Origin of the sequence: Dactylosporangium vinaceum (assembly GCF_019904175.1) — a bacterium.
In the GTDB taxonomy this organism is placed as follows: domain Bacteria; phylum Actinomycetota; class Actinomycetes; order Mycobacteriales; family Micromonosporaceae; genus Dactylosporangium; species Dactylosporangium vinaceum.
In genome coordinates this window covers 6158839-6176070 of sequence record NZ_CP061913.1, presented here as the reverse complement: position 1 = coordinate 6176070, position 17232 = coordinate 6158839, and the positions used below count along the sequence as shown (strand labels likewise).

Below are 17232 nucleotides of genomic sequence, written 5' to 3'. Positions count from 1 at the left end.
CCGGTTGTGTAACGTCGCCGCACGGAAACGGAACATGCTCCTTTTAGTGTGCGGAGAGCTGTCATGCGTGTGTTCATCACCGGAGGCTCGGGCCTGACCGGCCCGGCCGTCGTGTCGGAGCTCCTCGCGGCCGGGCACCGGGTCACCGGGCTGGCCCGCTCGGCCGCCGCGGCCGAGCGCCTGACCCGGCTGGGCGCGGAGCCGTTCGCGGGCTCGCTGGACGACCTTGACCGGCTGCGCGCGGGCGCGGGCGCGGCGGATGGCGTGGTGCACATGGCCGCCGGCGGCGAGCCCGGCGACTGGGCCGGCATCACCCGGCGCGACGTCGACGCGATCGAGACGCTCGGCGCCGCCCTCGCCGGGTCCGGCCGGCCGTTCGTGTCGACGTCCGGCACGATGGTCATGGCGCCGGGCCGGGTGAGCGCGGAGACGGACCCGCCCAGCGCCGACGCGTTCGCCGCGTACCGCATCCCCGGCGAGCAGCGCTGCCTGGCCTACGCGGAGCGGGGCGTGCGCTCGAGCGTGATCCGGCTCGCCCCGACGGTGCACGGCCCCGGCGACTACGGGTTCGTCGCGATGCTCGTCGCGGCGGCCCGCCGGACCGGGGTGTCGGCCTACATCGGCGACGGCGCCAACCGGTGGCCCGCGGTGCATCGCCTCGACGCGGCGGTGCTGTTCCGCCTCGCGCTGGAGCAGGCCCCGGCCGGCACCGCGCTGCACGGTGCGGCGGAGGGCGGCGTCGCCATGCGCGACATCGCCGCCGCGATCGGTGCCGCGCTCGGGCTGCCCGTGGTGGCGGTGGGCCTCGACGAGGCCGGGACGCACTTCGGCAGCCCGGCCCTGGCCTCGGTGTTCGCCGCGGACGTGCCGGTCTCCAGCGCGTACACCCGCGAGCTGCTGGGCTGGACGCCGACGCACTACACGCTGCTCGAGGACCTGGCGCACGGCGACTACTTCGCGTCGGCGGAGGCGGCCTGACCAGCGGCGATGTCTAATCCTAGCATCCTAGGACGCCTTAGATGACGTGGCTACGCCACGTCTGAACAGCAACCCCTAGCCGCTGCGCGGCTGACTTAGGTTTTTGTGTTCCGGCCCGACGGCAGGTTGCGCCGGCTGGTGTGGCGCAGTGCGGGCCCGTCCTGCGTGGCGGGTCCGCGCGGGCCGGTCAGGTGGCGGCCGGGGCCGGGGACCTGGCCGTCTGGCCCTGGCAGGCGACGACGGCGTCGAGGTGCCAGCCGAGGGCGCCCCGGGTGCGGAAGGTGAGGACGGCGACGGTGTGGGCGCGGCGGTCGAAGCCGATGTCGACGCGGTCGTCGCTGTCGAAGAGGCGGTGCTTGCCGGCGACGAGCTCGGGGTTGCGGGCGTTGGCCCAGGCTTCGGCGAGCTGGTCGGGGGTGCGGGTTTCGCGGGTGGTGGGGGCGGTGGTGGCCTGGGCGCCGGCGATCCGGGTGTCGCCGGCGCACTGCAGGGAGCCGGCGGGGTTGAAGCGGGCTTCGTCGCGGCGGCCGGCCCAGTTGATGTAGGTGATGAGGGCGGTGGCGGCGATGGCGAGGCCGAGCAGGCGGAGGAACGTGCGGCGCACCTACTTAGCGTGCTCTTTTCGCCACCAGTCGGCGCCGGTTTTGGGCAGAGTGTCGATGGGGTCGTAGTAGGGGTAGGTGCGGTCGAGTTGGGTGGCGTCGTCTTCGATGCTGGTGCGGTAGTTCTTGGTCCAGTAGCTGATGCCGCGTTCGCGGTCGTATTCGGTGACCATGTGGACCCAGCGTTTGCCGACGAAGGGGACGTCGCAGACGATGCGGGGGGTGGCGTAGCCGGGGAGGTAGCCCATGATGTCGTGCTGGAGCTGCTGGGCCTGCCAGACGGCGACGCGCCAGTGTTCGGCGTTGGGGATCATGTCGCACATGTAGAAGTAGTAGGGCAGGATGCCGGCTTCGCCCTGGAGGGCGAAGCAGAGGTCGAGGAGGTCCTCGGCGGTGGCGTTGACGCCGCGGAGGAGTACGCCCTGGTTGCGTACGTCGCGGACGCCGACCTCGAGTGCGGTGTGGGCGGCTTTGGCGACGAGTGGGGTGAGGGATTGGGCGTGGTTGACGTGGGTGTGGATGGCGAGGTTGACGCCGCGGCGGGCGGCGGTGCGGGCGACGCGTTCGAGGCCTTCGACGACGGTGGGTTGCAGCCAGTGCTGGGGGAGGCCGGCGAGGGCTTTGGTGGCGAGGCGGATGTCGCGGATGGTGTCGATGGCGAGTAGTGCCATGAGGAAGGTTTCGAGTTGGTGCCAGGGGGTGTTGGCGACGTCGCCGCCGGAGACGACGATGTCGCGGACGCCGGGGTGGGCGCGGAGGTAGTCGAGGATGGCGGTGTGGCGGTCGGCGGGTTTGTTGAGGAGTTTGAGTTTGGTGACGGTGGGGGTGTTGTTGCCGACGAGGTCCATGCGGGTGCAGTGGCCGCAGTACTGGGGGCAGGTGGGGAGGAGTTCGGCGAGGACTTTGGTGGGGTAGCGGTGGGTGAGTCCTTCGGCGACCCACATGTCGTGTTCGTGGAGGGAGTCGCGGGTGGCGTAGGGGTGTGAGGGGTATTCGGGGTGGCGGTCGGTGGCGATGGGGAGCATGTAGCGGCGGATGGGGTCGTTGCGGAGGGTGTCGTCGGTGGGTGGGGTGTCGGGGCTCATGGTGTTGATCATTTGGGGTGGGATGAGCATCGACATGGTGGCGTGGGTGGCCTGGTCGTCGGCGAGGTCCTGGTAGAAGGCGTCGGTGACGGTTGCGCCGAGGAGGGTGCGCAGCTGGGGGATGGTTTTGATGCAGTGGGCGCGTTGCCATTGGGCGTCTTCCCATTGGTCGCGGGTGACGTCGGCCCAGCCGGGGTAGCGGCGCCAGTCGGGTTCGGTGAGTGCGTGGCGCTGGTAGGCGTACGGCTGCACGGTCCTGGCCCTTCATTCGGCGGCGCTTGAAAGATATCCTGTAGTCAGGTTAATCTGCCGGAAGATTTTCGGTCAATGCCGTTGCTTGCGGGAAAAGGCGGTGTGTCGACGTGGGTTCGCCGATCGGTTTGCACCGGGTCCTGGCCCCGGCCGGGGTGTTGCCGCAGGCGGCGGAGCGCTTGGACGCCTCGCCGGTCGTCGGTGACGACGAGGTGCGGGTGCGGGTGGAGCGGCTGAATCTGGACGCGGCGTCGTTCCGGCAGTTGTCGCAGGCGTACGGCGGTGACGGGGATGCGGTCCGGGCCGCGGTCCTGGAGATCATCGGGCGGCGGGGGAAGATGCAGAACCCGGTGACGGGGTCGGGTGGGATGCTGCTGGGCACCGTCGACGCGGTCGGCCCGGCGTCGCCGCTGGGGCTGGCGGTCGGGGATCGGGTCGCGACGCTGGTGTCGCTGACGTTGACGCCGCTGGCCGTCCACGACGGGCTGCGGGGGTGGGACGGGCGCGGTGAGCAGGTGCCGTGCGACGGGCACGCGATCCTGTTCGCCCGGTCGGTCGCCGCGAAGCTGCCGGCGGATCTGGAGCCGGAGCTGGCGCTGGCGGTGCTCGACGTGTGCGGGGCGCCGGCGCTGGTGCGGCGGCACAAGCGGGGGAAGGTGCTGGTGCTGGGGGCGGCGGGGAAGTCGGGGAGTCTGTGCCTGGCCGCGGCCCGGGGTCTTGAGACGGTGGGTGTGGTGCGCGACGAGGCGGAGCGGCGGCTGCTGGAGGGGGCGGGGCTGGCGACGGAGGTGCTCGTCGCGGATGCCCGGGACGCGGTGGGGCTGGCCGCGGCGGTGGGGGAGCCGGCGGATGTGACGGTGGTGTGTGTCGACGTGCCGGGTTGTGAGCATGCGGCGATCCTGGCGACGCGGCCGGGCGGCACGGTGATCTTCTTTTCGATGGCGACGTCGTTCGCGGCCGCGGCGCTGGGTGCGGAGGGTCTCGCGGCGGATGTGACGATGCTCATCGGCAACGGTTACGTGCCGGGCCACGCCGAGTACGCCATCGGTCTGCTGCGATCGGACAGTGCTGTGCGGGATCTGTTCCGGGCGCGGCTGGGTCTGCGGTTGGCAGACTGGGCGGTATGAGGACCCTGTACCGCGGTGGCCGTGTCCATACTCCGGCTGACCCGTCTGCCACCGCGCTGCTGACTGACGGCGACCGGATCGCCTGGCTGGGTGTCGACGCCGATGCGCCGGGGCGCGCGGATCGGGTGGTGGAGCTGGACGGTGCGCTGGTGACGCCGGCGTTCGTCGACGCGCATGTGCACACGACCGCGACGGGCCTGACGTTGCAGGGCCTGGACGTGTCGGGGGCGCGGTCGGGCCGGGATGTGCTGGATGCGGTGGGCGCGTATGCGGCGGGGCTGCCGGCGGATGCGGTGGTGATCGGGCACGGCTGGGACGAGTCCGGGTGGGCGGACCCGGTGACGCCGAGCGCGGCCGAGCTGGATCGGGCCGCGGGTGGGCGGGCGGTGTACCTGTCGCGGGCGTGTATCCACGCGGCGCTGGTGTCGTCGGCGTTGCTCAGCGCGGAGGCGAAGGCGGCGGCGGGCTATGACGAGGGCGGGTGGCTGCGGCTGGACGCGCACCATGTGGTGCGGGCGGCGGCGTATGCGTCGATCACGCTGGGGCAGGCGCGGGCGGCGCAGGTGGCGGCGTTGCGGCGGGCCGCGTCGCTGGGGATCGCGTCGGTGCACGAGTGCGGCGGGCCGGGGACGTCGGGGGAGGCTGATTTCACTGCGGCGCTGGGTCATGGGCCGGGGTTGCCGCGGGTGTTCGGGCTGTGGGGGGAGACCGGTGCGGCGGCGAAGGCCCGGGAGTTGGGGGCGGTCGGTGCGGGCGGGGATCTGTACGCCGACGGGGCGTTGGGGGCGCGGACGGCGTTTCTGGGTCATGACTATGCGGACGAGGCCGGGTCGTGCGGGCACGGGTATCTGAGTGCGGAGCAGATCGGTGAGCATCTGGCCGGGTGTGTGGAGCATGGGGTGCAGGGCGGGTTCCACGCGATCGGTGATGCCGCGATCGGGACGGTGCTGGCCGGGTTCGGGTTGGCGGCGGCGCGGGTGGGGGTGGAGCGGCTGCGGGCCGGGCGGCACCGGATCGAGCATGCGGAGCTGCTGGACAAGGCGGCGATCGCGAAGTTCGTGGAGTACGGGATCGTGGCGTCGATCCAGCCGGCGTTCGACCGGTTGTGGGGTGGTGAGGCCGGTATGTATGCGCAGCGGCTGGGCCCGGCGAGGGCGTTGGCGGCGAACCCGATCGGGTCGCTTGTCGGGGTGGGGGTGCTGCTGGCGTTCGGGTCGGACAGTCCGGTGACGCCGCTTGATCCGTGGGGGTCGTGCCGGGCGGCGATGCGTCATCACAATCCGGTGCAGCGGATCGGGGCGAAGGCGGCGTTCGCGGCGCATACCCGGGGCGGGTGGCGGGCGGTCGGTGTCGATGACGAGGGTGTGCTGAATCCGGGTGGGACGGCGACGTTCGTGGTGTGGGACACGACGTTGCCGCTGGGGGCTGTGCTCGGCGGGGACGGTACGCCGGCGGCGCGGCTGACGGTGCTGGCCGGTACCGATATCTGGACGGGTTGAGCGATGGCGAGGAGGCGGCGGTGACCGGGAAGCCGGGCGGGAAGCTGGGTCTCGACCGGGCGGTCGTGGCGCGGGCGCGGCGGCTCGCGGCGCAGGCGGGCCGGCCCGTCGTCGACCTTGCCCGCACGCATACGACGGTGTCGGTGGAGCGGGCGACGCTGCGTCTGGCGGGGGTCACGGGGGCGGACCCGGACGGGATTCCGTGGGTGAACCGGCTCGTCGATGCGGTGGTCGCGGATGTCGGGCTGGGGCACGGGGTGCTGCTGCCGGTGTTCGATGCGCTGGTGCGTGACGGTCACGCCGATGTGACGTTGCTGGCGCAGAAGGCGGCGGCGGGCAGTGTGCGTTTCACGGTGCCGGCGCGGGCGACGGCGAAGCGGGCGGCGGTGGCGGCGGTGCGGCGTGGGGTGGCCCGCATCGACGGGCGGCGGCGGGAGCGGGAGCGGCTCATCGCGCGGCTCGGGGATCCGCCGCGGCGGCCGTGGATTTATCTGATCGTCGCCACCGGTGACATTTATGAGGACATTCCGCAGGCGCAGGCGGCGGCGCGGGCCGGCGCGGATGTGATCGCGGTGATCCGGTCGACGGGGCAGTCGCTGCTGGATTATGTGCCGGAGGGGGCGACGCGGGAGGGGTTCGCGGGGACGTACGCGACGCAGGAGAACTTCCGGTTGATGCGCGCGGCGCTGGATGTGACGTCGAAGGAGGTGGGCCGGTATGTGCGGCTGACGAACTACGCGTCGGGGCTGTGCATGCCGGAGATCGCGGCCCTGGCGGGGCTGGAGCGGCTCGACATGATGCTCAACGATTCGATGTACGGGATTCTGTTCCGGGACATCAACCCGATCCGGACGTTCGTGGATCAGCGGTTGTCGCGGCAGATCCATGCCCGGGCCGGGATCATCATCAACACCGGTGAGGACAATTATCTGACGACGGCGGATGCGGTCGACGCGGCGCATACGGTGACGGTGTCGCAGCTGCTGAACGAGTATTTCGCGAAGGAGGCGGGGCTCGAGACGTGGCAGCTGGGGCTGGGGCATGCGTTCGAGATCGATCCGGAGGTGCCGGAGTCGTTCCGGCTGGAGCTGGCGCATGCGCTGCTGGCGCGGGAGTTGTTCCCGGGGGCGCCGTTGAAGTGGATGCCGCCGACGCGGCACATGAGCGGTGACGTGTTCCGCGGGAACCTTCTCGACGGGTTCTTCAATCTGGCGGGGGCGTTGACCGGGCAGGGGATTCTGCTGGTGGGGATGATGACGGAGGCGGTGGTGACGCCGTGGCTGTCGGACCGGGACATCGCGTTGCAGAACGTGCAGTACGTGCTGCGGGCGGCGGGGAATCTGCACGAGGACTTCGTCCCGGGTCCGTTCATCCGGCAGCGGGCGTCGTCGGTGCTGCGGGAGGCGGTGGATCTGCTGGAGGTGATCCGGGGGCGGGGTCTGCTGGCGGCGATCGGGGAGGGCACGTTCGGGATCATGCGCCGGCCCGCGGATCGTGGGAAGGGCCTGGACGGGGTCGCGAGGCGCGAGGACGACTACTGGAATCCGGTAGAGGGGCTGCTGAGCGGTGAGCGGTGACGGTGGGGTGGTGCGCCCGTACGGGGACACGACGGGTGACGGGATGGTGCAGCTGTCGTTCACGTTGCCGTTGCCGGCGTCGAAGCGGGCGGAGGGGGCGGCGGTGCAGCTGGCCGGGAAGATGGGTGTCGACCCGGCGATGGTGGTGCATGCCCGGCCGATCGGGGCGGGGCACACGTTCTTCGTGGTGTATGGGCGGGTCGCGCATCTGGTCGAGCCGGGGAAGGTGGTGGTGGCGGAGCGGGATTTTCCGCTGCTGTCGCCGAAGGATGTCAATGCGGCGGTGCGGGCCCGGCTGCGGCGCAAGCTGGTGGTGGTGGGGGCGTGTATCGGTACGGATGCGCACACGGTCGGGATCGACGCGATCCTGAATGTGAAGGGGATCGCCGGGGAGAAGGGCCTGGAGTATTACCGGGAGCTGCGGGTCGTGAACCTCGGTGCGCAGGTCAGCGTCGCGGAGCTGGTGGAGGCGGCGGCGGTGGAGCGGGCGGATGCGGTGCTGGTGTCGCAGGTGGTGACGCAGCGCGATGCGCATCTGCACAATGTGCGGGCGATGTCGGCGGCGTTCCGGGAGGCGTTCCCGGTGGCGCGCCGGCCGCTGCTCGTCGTCGGCGGGCCCCGGTTCGATGAGTTGATGGCCGGGGAGCTGGGCGTGGATCGGATCTTTGGTCGTGGCACGACACCGCGCGAGGTCGCCTCGTACCTTGCCCACACGATTGGGAGCCGCCGGACATGAGTGTTGTCGGGACGACGGTCGTGCACCGCCGCTATGTGCCGTATGCGCATGCGCATTACGGCGGGAGTCTCGTGGACGGTGCCTACAGTCTGGCGCTGTTCGGTGATGCGGCGACGGAGGTGTGTATCCGCACCGACGGTGACGAGGGGCTGTTCGCCGGGTATGCGGCGGTGGCGTTTCATGCGCCGGTCCGCGCCGGTGACGTCGTGGAGGTGACGGCGGTCGTGACGCGGGAGGGCCGCCGGTCGCGGACGGTGGAGTTCACGTGTCATGTCACCTGCCGTGCCGACACCGCCCGGGGGGCGTCGGCGGCGGTGGTCCTCGATCCGCCGCTGCTGGCCGTGTCGGCGACGGGGACCGTCGTCGTGCCATGAGGGTCGCGTGTGTCGACGTGGGGTCGACGGACACGAAGTGCGCGGTCGTCGACACGGCGACCGGGGCGGTGCTCGCGTCGCTGTCGGCGCCGACGACGGTGGAGACGGATGTCCTCGACGGTGTCGATGCGCTGCTGGCCGCGGCGGGGCCGGTCGCGGGGGTGTACTGCTGTTCGTCGGCGGGTGGGGGGCTGCGCCTGGCGGTCGTCGGGTTCGAGGAGCTGGTGTCGGCGGAGGCGGCCCGGCGGGTCGCGTTGACGGCCGGGGCGCGGGTCGTGGGCTGTTTCGCCGGGCGGCTGGACACGGCGGCGGTGCGGGCGTTGCGGGCGTCGCGGCCGGATGTGGTGCTGCTGGCCGGGGGGACCGACGGCGGGGACGGTGACACGATCCGGCACAACGCCGGGCGGCTGGCCGCGGCCCGGTGGCGGGTGCCGGTCGTCGTCGCCGGGAACCGCGACGCCCGCGATGAGATCACCGCGCTGCTGGGTGCGCGGGGGATGCCGGTCGCGGCGGCCGGGAACGTGCTGCCGCGGATCGGGGTCGTCGAGCCGGGGCCGGCCCGGGCGGCGATCCGGGAGCTGTTCCTGGCGCACGTCATCGGCGGGAAGCGGCTGTCGCGGGGGCCGCGGTTCGGGCGGCTCGTGACGGCCGCCACCCCGGATGCGGTCCTGTCGGGTGTCGAGGTCCTGGCCCGGGCGGTCGGCGGGGATCTGCTGGTGGTGGATGTCGGCGGGGCGACGACTGACGTGTATTCGGCGCTGCAGCCGCGGGAGCAGGCCCCGGACGCGGTCGCGGGGACGCTGTGGCAGGCGCGGACCGTGGAGGGGGATCTCGGGGTGCGGTGGAACGTCGACGGGGTCCATGACGCCGCCGCCCGGGAGCGTGTCGCGCTGGCGGCGGGTGCGGGGCCGTTGGAGCTGGCGGCGGCGGCGGTGACGGTGGCGGTGCGCCGCCACGCCCGCGGGGGACGCGACCTGCGACACGTCGTGTCGGTCATCGCGTCCGGTGGCGTCTTCCGGCATGCTGATCCAGCCGCGGCGCGGGCGGCGCTGGGCCCGGTCCTGCACGATCATGCCGGCGGCTGGGCGTTGCCCCGTGACCCGCGTACCGCTGTGGACGCCAGCTATGTGCTGGCCGCGGCCGGTCTGCTCGCCGCCGACCATCCGGCCGCCGCCGCGGGGCTGTGCGCCGTCCTCGCGCACGCACAGTGACGGTACACGTCGTGGCGGGGCGGGTACGGGGTGTCAGCGGCAGGGTGAACCAGGCCCGACACGCCCGTGCGACACGCCGCGGATCGCGTTTCGGGGCGGCCGGGCGGTTGACACCGACCCCGGATCGGCGCGTACCGTCTTTGCGTCCTACTTCGGGAAGGATGACCGCGGTTCGCTACTCCCCAACGCCCGGCCGGCCGGACGTCTGCGTCAACCGGCGCGACGACCCCGCGACGTGCCGGGCGGGGGTCGGCGGGGGCAACGAACGGGCATCCACCGGTGGTCGGGCAGGGGGGATCACGCGACCAGTAGACAACGGCACGTGCACGGGCAGCCAGTCCGCGCCGCGCCGGAACGAAGGCCGCGCACGAACGCCGCTGCCGCACCGGCCGGACACAGGGCCTGGGAGCGCGGGGCGCGACTACGGTCGCGCCCCCTTGCAGCGCTGTGCCCCGCCCGGTCCGGTTGCCGCCGGGGGCCGCGATTCCACGTTCGGGCTACCCACCCCGCATAATGGGCGCCGCAAGGCGTAACCAGAGTCGGACAACCACGGGGATGGCGCAGGTGACGTTGGTCGTGCAGCAGCCCGCCGCGGCCGCGGCCTGCGGGCCCGTCGACGAGCCGGTCCTGCCGCTGTGGGCGGCGATCCTCGCCGCTGCGGTCGCGGGTGGGGCGATGCTCGTGGCGTTCCCGCCGTATGGGCAGTGGTGGGCGGCGCCGGCCGCGGTGGCGTTGCTGGCCGTGGCGGTGCACGGGCGGCGGCTGCGGGCCGGGTTCTGGCTCGGGTGCCTCTCCGGGGTGCTGTTCTTCACGCCGCTGCTGGCGTGGACGAACCTGCACACCGGGATGGTGCCGTGGCTGCTGCTGTCGGTGCTGGAGACGCTGTACTTCGGGCTCGTCGGCCTCGCCGGGGCGTGGATCGGTCCGCTGCTCGGCGGGCGGCAGCGCTGGAACGGCGGCGGGTGGAGCTGGCCCGTGGCCGTCGGGCTGCTGTGGGTGGCCCAGGAGGCGCTGCGCGACCGTACACCGTTCGGCGGGTTCCCGTGGGGGCGTCTGGCGTTCTCCCAGGACACGTCGCCGCTGCTGCGTCTGGCCGCGGCCGGTGGGGCGCCGCTGGTGACGTTCGCCGTCGCCCTCGCCGGGGGGCTCGCCGGGTTCGCGGTCCTGCGCGGGATCGGGGCCGGGACCGAGGTGCGCCGGGCCGTGGCGCCCCTCGCCGCGGTCGCGGCCGGGTGTGCGCTCATCGGTGTGGCGGCGGTGGTGCCGCTGACGGAGCCGGCCGGGCCGGCCGTGTACGTCGCCGTCGTGCAGGGCAACGTGCCCCGCCTGGGCCTGGACTTCAACGCGCAGCGGCGGGCCGTGCTCGACAACCACGTCAGGGCCACCATCGCCCTCGGTGACCGGGTCAAGGCCGGGGCGCGCCGGCCCGACCTCGTCGTGTGGCCCGAGAACGCCTCCGACATCGACCCGCTGCGCAACACCGACGCCGGGGTGCTCATCGGGCAGGCCGCCGACGCCGTCGGCGCGCCGATCCTCGTCGGTGCGGTGCTGTACAGCCCCGAGACCGGGGTCGAGAACGCCGGGCTGGTGTTCAACCCGGGCCGGCAGCTCGGCGACCCGGTCAGCAAGTACGTGAAGCGGCACCCGGTGCCGTTCGCCGAGACGATGCCGCTGCGCTCAGTCGCGCGGCTGGTGTCCAGCGAGGTCGACCGGGTCACCGACATGACCGCCGGGACGAGCCCCGGTGTGCTGAGCGTCGGGCCCGCGACCGTCGGTGACGTCATCTGCTTCGAGGTCGCCTACGACGGCCTGGTCCGCGACACCGTGACCGGCGGCGGGCAGCTCATCGCCGTGCAGACGAACAACGCCACGTTCAACGAGGCCGAGGCCCGCCAGCAGCTGGCGATGGTGCGGCTGCGGGCCGTCGAACACGGCCGTGATGCGCTCATGGCCTCCACTGTCGGGATCTCCGCGTTCGCCGACGCGACCGGCGCCACCAGCGCCGAGACCGCGTTCGACAAGCCGGCCGTCATCGTCGCCGAACTGCACCTCGGCGACCGGCGGACGCTGGCGACGCGGCTCGGGGCGATCCCCGAGTACACCCTCGTCGCCTTCGCCGTGCTCGGTCTCGTCGCGGCGCTGGCCGTGCGGCGCCGCGACGGCGGGCGCGACCCGGACCTGCACCCTGTGCCCGAAGCCGCCGACGGCCCCGAGGAGGACCTGTGAACGCACCCGACCGAGGCGTGGCCGAATATCCCGGGGTCGGCCGGGTCCTCGTCATCATCCCGACGTACAACGAGGCCGACAACATCCGGATCATCGTCGGGCGGGTCCGGGCGGCGACACCGGCCGTCGACATCCTCATCGCCGACGACAACAGCCCCGACGGCACCGGGCGGATCGCCGACGGGCTCGCCGCGGCCGACCCGGCCGTGCAGGTCATGCACCGGCCCGGGAAGCAGGGCCTCGGCGCCGCGTACATCGCCGGGTTCGCGTGGGGCGCCGAACGCGGCTACGACGCCTGCGTGGAGATGGACGCCGACGGCTCGCACGCCCCGGAGGAGCTGCCGGCCCTCCTCGACGCGCTCGCCGACGCCGACGTGGTGCTCGGGTCGCGGTATGTGCAGGGCGGCCGGACCGTCAACTGGCCCGCGCACCGGCAGGCGATCTCCCGCATCGGCAACGTGTACGTGCGTCTCGCCCTCGGGATGCCGCTGCGTGACGCGACGGGCGGGTACCGCGCCTACCGCACCCCGGTCCTCGGGAAGATCGACCTCGACTCGATCGCGTCGCACGGGTACTGCTTCCAGGTCGACCTGGCCTGGCGTGCACACCGCGACGGGTTCCGGGTCGCTGAGGTGCCCATCACATTCACCGAACGCGAACGCGGGCAGTCGAAGATGAGCTCTTCGATCGTTCGTGAGGCACTGTGGAAGGTGACAGTGTGGGGCACCGCCGCCCGCTGGACCGCCCTGAAACGGGCCGTCGCCGGGAACGGCCCGGCCCAGGGCAGCACCGGGCGCTGAGGAGAGGCAGGAACGCATGCGAGGGCTCGGCTGGGCGGCGATCGGCGCGTTTCTGCTGGTGATCGCCGAGATCACCGTGTTCGTCCTGGTCGCGCAGGCGATCGGCTGGCTGTGGGCGATCCTCATCGGCCTCGCGACGACCGTCGTCGGGTTGATGCTCGTCAAACGCGAAGGGGTCCGGGCCTGGCGGCGGCTGCGGGCCGCGTTCGGCGAGGGCCGCCCCGCCGGCGGTGAGGTCTCCGACGGGGTCACCGGCCTCGCCGGGGCGCTGCTGCTCATCGTCCCCGGCTACCTCACCGACGCCGCCGGGCTGCTGCTGCTCGTGCCGCCCGTGCGCCACCTCGCCGACCGGCAGGTCCGCCGGGCCACCGAGCGGCGCATCTCCCCGGCCGCCGCCGGTGACCTGTTCGGCCCCCGCGTCGTGCGCGCCGAACGGACCCCGCCCGCCGCCGCCGCCGCCACCGGCGGCGACCCGGGCCCGGCGGGCGGCGCCGGTGAGATCGTCGAGGGCGAGATCGTCGAGCGGTGAAGGCGTCCCCGGTCACCGTCGCCGCCCTCGCCCGGCAGATCGCCGCCCGGGTCGCCGCGTTCGACGGCGGGCACCCGGCCCGGGTCGCCGTCGACGGCGCCCCGACCGCCGGTGGGGCGGACCTCGCCGAGGCCGCTGCCGGGGTCCTGCGCGACGAGGGTGTCCCGGCGCTGCACATCGCGGCCGGGATGTTTCTGCGCGCGGCGTCGCTGCGCCTGGAACGGGGCCGCACGAACCCCGACGCGTACTACGAGGACTGGCTCGACCTGCGCGCCCTGACCCGGGAGGTCCTCGGCCCGGCCGGGCCCGGCGGCACCGGCCGTGTCCTGCCGTCGCTGTGGGACCCCGTCACCGACCGGGCCACCCGCGCGGCGTACGTCACCGTCCCCGCCCACGGCGCCGTCATCGTCTCCGGGGTGTTCCTCCTCGGGGCGGGCCTCGGCTTCGACGTGGCGGTCCACCTCATGCAGAGCGACGCCGCCCTGACCCGGCGCCTGCCCGCCGAGCTCGGCTGGACCGTGCCCGCCTACGGCCGCTACCGCGACGAGGTCATGCCCGAATATCAGGCCGACGTCGTCGTGCGCGCCGACGACCCCCGCCACCCCGCCGTCGTCACCGCCCTGTAACGGCTGTGACCTGCGGGTTCGGCTGTGCGCGGACGGGGCTGGCACGGCGCCGGCCGCGGGCTACCGTCGGGGTGTGAAGACGTTCTGGCTCGACCGTGACCGCGACCGCTACACCGCACGTGTCGAGGCGCACCCGAACGGCTTCGCCTACGCCCTCGGCGACATCGCCCCCGTCGCGTTCGCCTGCGCCGCGTGGACGTTCGCGACCCCGCCGGTCCTCGACCCGGGCTACGTCCGCTGGCACCGCCGGGTCCTGGCCGCCACCTGCCGCCGCAACCCGTTCGACGGCGGGCTCATGGCCCGCGTCGAGCTCGTCTCACCGCTGCCCGCGGAGCTGACCACGACCCGGGCCTGGTGGCGTGACCGGGGCTGGCGCGGCTGGCCGGAACTGTTCGGGCAGTTCGTCCAGCCCGGCGACCGCGACCTGGCCCGCTACCCGCACCTGCGCACCACGCTGCTCATCGAGGCGCCCCTGCCCCTCGACGGGCTCCCCGCGGCTCCCGAGCCGGGCACGGCCGGCGGGGCGCTCGCCGTGGCCGCCGCCCGGGCCGTGGCCGTCCTCGTCCGTGACCTGTCCGACCTCGTCGGGCCCGTCCTGCAGCAGCTGGACAGCGACCGCGCCACCATGTGACCGGGCCGGTTCGGGGCCGCCTGCGCGGGTTGTGCGATATCGGCCCCGGATCCCTCTTGCCCTGCGCCGGGCGAATTGGGAGGGTCGTGCGGTGGAGGGACGCGTGGCGGTACGCCCACTCACCGGTGACGACTGGCGGCTCAAACGCGACATGCGCCTCGCCGCGCTCAAGGACAGCCCCGCCGCGTTCATCAGCACCTACGCCCGCGAGGCGAAACGGTCCGAGCTCGACTGGCGCTCGTGGCCGGCCGGTGGGGCGTTCTTCGCCGCGTTCGGGCCGCCGCCGGGCCTGCGCAGCCGCGCCGGCTGCGACGTGCCCCTCGGGATCGCCGCGGCCTGGGTCGCCGCCGCCCGGCCCGCCACCACCCACCTGATCAGCATGTGGGTGGTGCCCGCCGCCCGCGGCAACGGCATCGCCGCGCAGCTCGCCGACGCCGTCACCGGCTGGGCCGCCGGCCGCGGCCACCGCACCGTCGAGCTCGAGATCGCCTGCGGCAACACCGCCGCGCTGCGCGCCTACCTGCGGTGCGGGTTCACCCCCGCCGGCCGGGAACCGTTCACCGGCGGCGGGACCGTGCTGGTGCGCACCGTCGGGCGCTGACCGCGGCGGCAGGATCCGCCCGCGGGGCGGCGACCCCGGTGGTGGATGTGGACGTTTCGCGTCCGGTGGCTGTACCGGTCGGCGTCCGCGGGTGGCCTGATGTCCGTCAGCCTCTGGCTGAAAGGATGAGGCGTTTTGCGACATTTCCGGCGTTCGGCTACATAGTGTAATCGCGTCATTACGACACAAGGGGGAGTCAAGATGCGAAACACGCAGCGAATCCTGGCCCTGGGCGCCATGACCCTGACCGCCGGTGCGGTCCTCGGCATGACCGCCACGGCCGCGTCCGCCGCCACCGGGCAGGGCAGCCAGCCCGCCGCCGTCCAGCCGGGGCCGCACGACCACGACCACGACGGGCAGTTCGGCGACCACAACGGGCAGTTCGGCGACCACGACGGCAACTTCGGCGACCGCCGTGACGACCACGTCCGCACCTGGATCGCCGGCCGGTACAACAGCAAGAAGACCTGCAACTTCTTCGCCTGGGTCGGCGAGCGCCAGGGCCGCTTCGACGACGGCAAGTGCGTCCCGGCGTTCAACGGCCGCCGCGGCGGGTGGCTGCTCATCGCGAAGGACTACGGCCGCCACCACGGCCACCGCTGACGCGTCAGCACCGCACCGCACGGGCGGTCTCCCAGCCAGGGAGGCCGCCCGTGCGGCGTCACCGGCACCTAGTGCGGACCGGACGCGGCCCGGCGGCCCCGCACGGCCAGCAGCAGCACCCCCACACCGGCCGCGGCCAGCTGCGAGCCGGCGAGCCCCAGGACGAGGACCCACAGCGGCCGGCCGACGACCCCGGCGGCCACCGCCGCCCCCGCCGCCGCGGCGGTCAGCTTGACGCCGGCGCCGAGGGTGAACACCTGCGTGCGGACCCGCGGCGGGGACTGCTCGGCCCGCACCTGCAGCACCGACGTGAACAGCGGCCCGTCGAACAGCCCCGCCACGGCGAACACCGCCACCACCGCCGCCCAGGCCGGCACCAGCGGCACCACCGCCAGCAGCACCCCGATCGCGGCCAGGCAGCCGAACACCACCCGGTGCGCCGCCACCCGCACCGGCCACCGCGCCACCGCCAGGGACCCGGCCAGCGCCCCGACCCCGACCGCCGTGACCAGCAGACCACCGCCGGCCGGGTGCCCGTGCGCCACCCCCAGCAGCACCGCGATCGACGGGAGCATCCCGTTGCCGAACGTCGCCAGGCACGTCGCGGCCGTCACCGCCAGCAGCGGCGGCGACACGGCGATCGCCCGGAACCCGGCCCGCAGATCCTCCCCGAACGACACCCGCCCACCGCCGCGCCCGGCCGGTGACGGCGCACCCGGCGCGGCCGGCAGCGGGCGCACAGTCAGCAGCAGCCCGGCCGCGCACAGGCACGACACGGCGATCACCGCCGCGGCCGCCGGCACACCCATCGACACGACAAGCCCCGCACCGGCCACCGGACCGAAGATGTCGGCGACGTTGTAGGTGGCCGCGTCCAGGCCCCGCACCCGCACCCGGTCGGGGGCCGCGACCACGTCGTCGAGGCGCCCCGACAACCCGCCGAAGATCATCGGGCCGCAGCAGCCGGCGAGCAGCGCCACGGCCAGGACCAGCGGCTGCGGCGCCCGGCCGAGCAGCGCCAGGATCCCGCCGAGGGCGACACCGAACGCGGCGACGAACCCCGCATGGACCAGGCGCGGGCGGCGGGCCCGGTCGGTGACGAGCCCGACGAGCGGCCCGGCCAGCAGATGCGGCACCAGGAGCACGGCCAGGACCAGCGACCCCTGCCCCGGGCCGCCGGACTGCCGCAGCGACGCCAGGACGAGGGCGACCCCGGCGCTCGAGTCCGCCGTGCGGGCCAGCGCCGCCGCGGCGAGCAGCCGCACCCCGCTCACGGCCCGTCACCCGAACGGGTGGCGGCCACGGTGCGGACCATGCCCATCACGGGCAGGATTTGTTCATGCACCTTGCAGTCACAAACCGTGCCGGTGGCATCGCCCTGGTCAGCATCGCCGGCGCCATCGACCTCAACACTGCCCCCGCCCTGCGCGACACCATGCACCGGCTGCTCGACGAGGGCCGCACCCGCATCGTCGTCGACCTCGCCGGCGTGCAGTTCTGCGACTCGATCGGCCTGGGCACCTTCGCGTACGCCCGCAATCACTGCGAAGCCACCGGCGGCTTCTTACGCCTCGCCGCGCCGACGCCGTTCATGGCCCGCCTGTTACGCACGGTCGGCCTCGCCGGCCCGATCCCCGTCCACGCCACCGTCACCGAAGCCCTCGACCCCGCCGCCTGACCACACCCGCCCCGAACGCCGGGGCCAAGCACCGGCAGCGCGGACAGCACCGCGCCGGGCCGGACGGGCCCGGCCGCGACCCGGGACGGGCGCCGGA

18 protein-coding genes are annotated in these 17232 nt (G+C 73.6%); 15 read left to right on the top strand and 3 right to left on the bottom strand.

The window, feature by feature from the left end; translation table 11 throughout:
- Positions 1–63: 63 nt before the first annotated feature.
- A complete protein-coding gene (locus Dvina_RS27745; RefSeq protein ID WP_223092273.1) occupies positions 64–978 on the top strand; it encodes an SDR family oxidoreductase in 915 nt (304 codons plus the stop codon).
- A gap of 187 nt (positions 979–1165) precedes the next feature.
- Here the strand turns inward: Dvina_RS27745 and Dvina_RS27740 are convergent, their stop codons facing one another.
- On the bottom strand, positions 1166–1582 hold the full coding sequence (locus Dvina_RS27740; RefSeq protein ID WP_223092272.1) for a hypothetical protein: 417 nt from the start codon (positions 1580–1582) through the stop codon (positions 1166–1168).
- Positions 1583–2917, bottom strand: coding sequence for a KamA family radical SAM protein (locus tag Dvina_RS27735; RefSeq protein WP_223092271.1), 1335 nt, complete (start codon positions 2915–2917; stop codon positions 1583–1585).
- A 122-nt stretch (positions 2918–3039) separates the two neighbouring features.
- Between Dvina_RS27735 and kdd the strand changes: the two genes are divergently transcribed.
- The 13 genes from kdd (at position 3040) to Dvina_RS27670 (ending at position 15457) form a co-directional block, all read left to right on the top strand.
- Complete coding sequence (kdd, locus tag Dvina_RS27730) at positions 3040–4044, top strand: L-erythro-3,5-diaminohexanoate dehydrogenase (RefSeq protein WP_223105752.1); 1005 nt, start codon at positions 3040–3042, stop codon at positions 4042–4044.
- A complete protein-coding gene (locus Dvina_RS27725; protein WP_223092270.1) occupies positions 4041–5543 on the top strand; it encodes an amidohydrolase in 1503 nt (500 codons plus the stop codon). Before kdd ends, Dvina_RS27725 begins: the two co-directional genes overlap by 4 nt.
- A 20-nt stretch (positions 5544–5563) precedes the next feature.
- A complete protein-coding gene (gene kamD / locus Dvina_RS27720; protein ID WP_223092269.1) occupies positions 5564–7120 on the top strand; it encodes a lysine 5,6-aminomutase subunit alpha in 1557 nt (518 codons plus the stop codon).
- Positions 7121–7163: 43 nt separating this feature from the next.
- On the top strand, positions 7164–7856 hold the full coding sequence (kamE, locus tag Dvina_RS27715) for a lysine 5,6-aminomutase subunit beta (protein WP_246655359.1): 693 nt from the start codon (positions 7164–7166) through the stop codon (positions 7854–7856).
- A complete protein-coding gene (kal, locus tag Dvina_RS27710) occupies positions 7853–8230 on the top strand; it encodes a 3-aminobutyryl-CoA ammonia lyase (protein ID WP_223092268.1) in 378 nt (125 codons plus the stop codon). Before kamE ends, kal begins: the two co-directional genes overlap by 4 nt.
- Entirely contained in the window at positions 8227–9441 is a 1215-nt protein-coding gene (locus tag Dvina_RS27705) for a glutamate mutase L (RefSeq protein WP_223092267.1), read from the top strand. Before kal ends, Dvina_RS27705 begins: the two co-directional genes overlap by 4 nt.
- A gap of 555 nt (positions 9442–9996) precedes the next feature.
- Positions 9997–11667 carry an apolipoprotein N-acyltransferase gene (gene lnt, locus Dvina_RS27700; RefSeq protein WP_223092266.1) on the top strand — a complete coding sequence of 557 codons (1671 nt, stop codon included), beginning with the start codon at positions 9997–9999 and terminating at the stop codon, positions 11665–11667.
- Positions 11664–12467, top strand: coding sequence for a polyprenol monophosphomannose synthase (locus tag Dvina_RS27695; RefSeq protein WP_246655358.1), 804 nt, complete (start codon positions 11664–11666; stop codon positions 12465–12467). The genes lnt and Dvina_RS27695 overlap by 4 nt, the downstream gene beginning before the upstream one ends.
- A gap of 16 nt (positions 12468–12483) precedes the next feature.
- On the top strand, positions 12484–12996 hold the full coding sequence (locus tag Dvina_RS27690; protein ID WP_223092265.1) for an FxsA family protein: 513 nt from the start codon (positions 12484–12486) through the stop codon (positions 12994–12996).
- Positions 12993–13622: a nucleoside/nucleotide kinase family protein gene (locus Dvina_RS27685; RefSeq protein ID WP_223092264.1), complete on the top strand. Its 630-nt coding sequence runs from the start codon at positions 12993–12995 to the stop codon at positions 13620–13622. The genes Dvina_RS27690 and Dvina_RS27685 overlap by 4 nt, the downstream gene beginning before the upstream one ends.
- A gap of 73 nt (positions 13623–13695) precedes the next feature.
- Positions 13696–14253 carry a hypothetical protein gene (locus Dvina_RS27680; protein WP_223092263.1) on the top strand — a complete coding sequence of 186 codons (558 nt, stop codon included), beginning with the start codon at positions 13696–13698 and terminating at the stop codon, positions 14251–14253.
- Positions 14254–14356: 103 nt separating this feature from the next.
- A complete protein-coding gene (locus Dvina_RS27675) occupies positions 14357–14854 on the top strand; it encodes a GNAT family N-acetyltransferase (RefSeq protein WP_223092262.1) in 498 nt (165 codons plus the stop codon).
- A gap of 201 nt (positions 14855–15055) precedes the next feature.
- Positions 15056–15457 carry a hypothetical protein gene (locus Dvina_RS27670; protein ID WP_223092261.1) on the top strand — a complete coding sequence of 134 codons (402 nt, stop codon included), beginning with the start codon at positions 15056–15058 and terminating at the stop codon, positions 15455–15457.
- Positions 15458–15525: 68 nt separating this feature from the next.
- Here the strand turns inward: Dvina_RS27670 and Dvina_RS27665 are convergent, their stop codons facing one another.
- Positions 15526–16731, bottom strand: coding sequence for an MFS transporter (locus tag Dvina_RS27665; RefSeq protein ID WP_223092260.1), 1206 nt, complete (start codon positions 16729–16731; stop codon positions 15526–15528).
- A gap of 65 nt (positions 16732–16796) precedes the next feature.
- On the opposite strand from Dvina_RS27665, the gene Dvina_RS27660 reads away from it, so the two are divergent.
- Complete coding sequence (locus Dvina_RS27660; RefSeq protein WP_223092259.1) at positions 16797–17135, top strand: STAS domain-containing protein; 339 nt, start codon at positions 16797–16799, stop codon at positions 17133–17135.
- Positions 17136–17232 lie beyond the last annotated feature (97 nt).